This is a genomic window from Klenkia sp. PcliD-1-E (assembly GCF_024124375.1).
Taxonomy (GTDB): Bacteria; Actinomycetota; Actinomycetes; order Mycobacteriales; family Geodermatophilaceae; genus Klenkia.
In genome coordinates this window covers 1-2,577 of sequence record NZ_JAMXRZ010000225.1, presented here as the reverse complement: position 1 = coordinate 2,577, position 2,577 = coordinate 1, and the positions used below count along the sequence as shown (strand labels likewise).

The 2,577-nt window shown below is 75.1% G+C and carries 3 protein-coding genes; 1 reads left to right on the top strand and 2 read right to left on the bottom strand.

What is annotated here, in order from left to right; all coding sequences use genetic code 11:
- Positions 1 to 1,009, bottom strand: a 1,009-nt coding sequence (locus NH342_RS24440) for a SpoIIE family protein phosphatase (RefSeq protein ID WP_253018583.1), incomplete at its 3' end; no start/stop codon positions are given.
- Positions 1,010 to 1,037: 28 nt separating this feature from the next.
- Positions 1,038 to 1,481 (bottom strand): MarR family transcriptional regulator, encoded by a 444-nt coding sequence (locus NH342_RS22665; RefSeq protein ID WP_253018582.1) that lies wholly within the window; start codon positions 1,479 to 1,481, stop codon positions 1,038 to 1,040.
- 137 nt (positions 1,482 to 1,618) lie between these two features.
- On the opposite strand from NH342_RS22665, the gene NH342_RS22660 reads away from it, so the two are divergent.
- Positions 1,619 to 2,539 (top strand): bacteriorhodopsin, encoded by a 921-nt coding sequence (locus NH342_RS22660; RefSeq protein ID WP_253018581.1) that lies wholly within the window; start codon positions 1,619 to 1,621, stop codon positions 2,537 to 2,539.
- Positions 2,540 to 2,577 lie beyond the last annotated feature (38 nt).

The window sequence follows — 2,577 nt, the reverse complement described above, 5'->3', positions numbered from 1 at the left end:
CGGCGGCCAGCACGCCGTCGCTGAGCACCAGCACCGCCGCGCCCGGGTCGAGGTCGACCGCGGCGACGTCCCGCGCCCCCGGCGCTCCCAGCAGCGGGCCGGTCGGCAGCCGCAGCCGACCGCCCGGTGACCCGTCGCCGGGCAGCCACCACAGCTGCGGTGCCCCGGCGACGACGAGCTCGAGGCGGCAGGTGGTCCGGTCCGCCCGCAGGAAGACCCCCCGCAGGAGCCCGGCGGCCCCCTCCCGCGCGAGGACGTCGTCGACGCTGCGCACCTGGTCCAGCAGCGACGAGCCGGCCCGGCGGGCCTGGCGCGCTGCCGCGACCGCCAGGGACGTGTCGGTGGCCGGCACGCCGTCGCCGGCGCACTCGACCAGGCAGGCCGACAGGTGGTCGCCGTCGACGCTCCAGTCGAACAGGTCGCTGGTCGCCACGTGCGCCGGTTCGAGCAGCGCGGCGACCCGCAGCGGCCGGTGGTGCTGCTCCAGCGGCGGCAGCACCGTCCACTGCCGCTCGGCCGTGACGCTGTACTCCCAGGACCTCCGTTGCAGCTCCGCCTGGTCGCTGGTCCGGGCGGCCGCCTGCAGCGCGGTGGCCATGGTCGCGGTGACCAGGGCCCAGGCGTCGTCGTCCAGGTCGGGTGCGCTGCCGTCGACCTCCAGCACGCCCCACCGGCTGCCCCGCAGCTCGACCGGCGCGTGGGTGCAATCGGGCGACCGGCGCACCGTCCCGGCGCGGAAGGCCCGGGCCACCGGCGCCGGTCCCCCGACCTCGGCACCGTCGTCGCTGTCGGGGACGCGCAGCCACCGGTGCTGGTGGTCCACCAGCCAGAGGCGGACCGCGCCCGTGCCGCTGGCCTCGGCCCACGCCCGGGCCAGGGCCGCGGCCACCGCGTCGGGCGGGGCCAGCGCAGCCGCCGCACCGAGGTGGCCCAGGGCCGCGTGCAGCCCGGCCCGGCCCTGGGCGTCGGGTCGGGGGTCCTCGGTGGCGCGGAGCGGGGTGGTCGGCACGTGCGGCTGGTTCCCCGGCCGGGCCGCTCTACTCCTGGGCCGCGGGCACCGCTGCCCCCAGTGCGGCGACCAGTGCTGCCCGTTCGCCGCCGGGCAGGCCGGCGATCGCACGGCCGAGGCGGTCCACCTGCGCGGCGTCGATCCGCTCCAGCAACCGCCTGCCCTGGCCGGACAGCGACACCCGGACCTCGCGGCGGTCCGACCGCGCCCGGGCGCGGTGGACCACGCCGTAGGCCACCAGCCGGTCGACCAGCCGGCTGGCGTTCGAGGCCACCACCCCGAGGGCCTCGGCGACCTGGGCGACGGTGGCACCGCTCTCCAGCCCGGCGACCACACGCAGCCCGGACAGCTGCACCGGGGTCAGGCCCTCCGCCGTCTCCCGGGCCGCGACCCCCATCGCCTCGTGCAGCGCACGGGCCGCACGCAGGGCGGCGGGGTCGACGGTGACAGCGGTGTCAGCGGTGTCCAGCACGGATGCCTCCTGTCTCGGGCTGCGCTGAGCTCGCACTCTGCCACAGGCGCATTCATTGCCACCACACACAAGTTGCGTAGGCGCAACGAGTGAGCTCATGGTGGGGACCCCAATCAGCGCACCACGCGGGAGAGACCGTGACCCCTGTTCCTGAACTGCAGACCCTCAGCCTCGGGCTGTACGACCTGGTCTTCTACGCCCTCGTCGCAGCAGGCTTCGCCCTGTTCGCCTACTTCGTCTACACCTGGAAGACCACTTCCGAGATCGCCCCCAAGTACCGGCCCGCCGTCCTGGCCGACCTGCTCATCGGCGGGGTGGCGATGCTGTCCTACGCCGTGCTCGCACTGAAGTGGGACACCGGCTACGACCTGGTCGGCAACGTCTACCAGCCCAACGCGCAGGCCCGCTTCGCCCTCGCGCCCCGCTACATCGACTGGACCGTCACCGTCCCGCTGCTGACCGCGGAGTTCCTCGCCGTCACCACCGTGGTCGGCGCCAAGGCCCGCAGCCTGCGCTTCACCACCATGGCCGCGGCGTTCCTGATGATCATCACCGGCTACTTCGGTTCCCAGGTGGTGTCCCAGGGACGCAGCACCACCGGCCTGGTCGTCTGGGGCATCATCAGCACGCTGTTCTACGTCTACCTCTACGTCGCCCTCATCGGTGCGCTGCGCTCCTCGATGCCGGAGCTGCCGCCGGCCGCGGCGACCAGCCTGCGCAACGCCGCGATCGTCCTGCTGGGCACCTTCGGGGTCTACCCCCTCGTCTACGCCATCCCGGTGTTCGTCGACGTCACCCCCGCCTGGCTGGCCGGCATCCAGCTGACCTACTCCGCCGCCGACGTGCTGGCCAAGGTCGGCTTCGGCATCCTCGTCCACAAGGTCGCCAAGCTGCGCACCGCCGCCGACGTCGAGGCCGGCCTCACCCCGCACCCCGAGCCGGTGTTCATCTCCCAGGTGCAGGTGGCCGCCGCCGTCCTGCCGCCCACCGACGGCGCAGCCGCCGCCGCGGAGGCGCGACGGGCCGCGGCCGACGGCCGCGTCCCCAGCCGGGCGTGACCACCGCCGCGCCGGGGTGGCTGCGCACCAGCCACCCC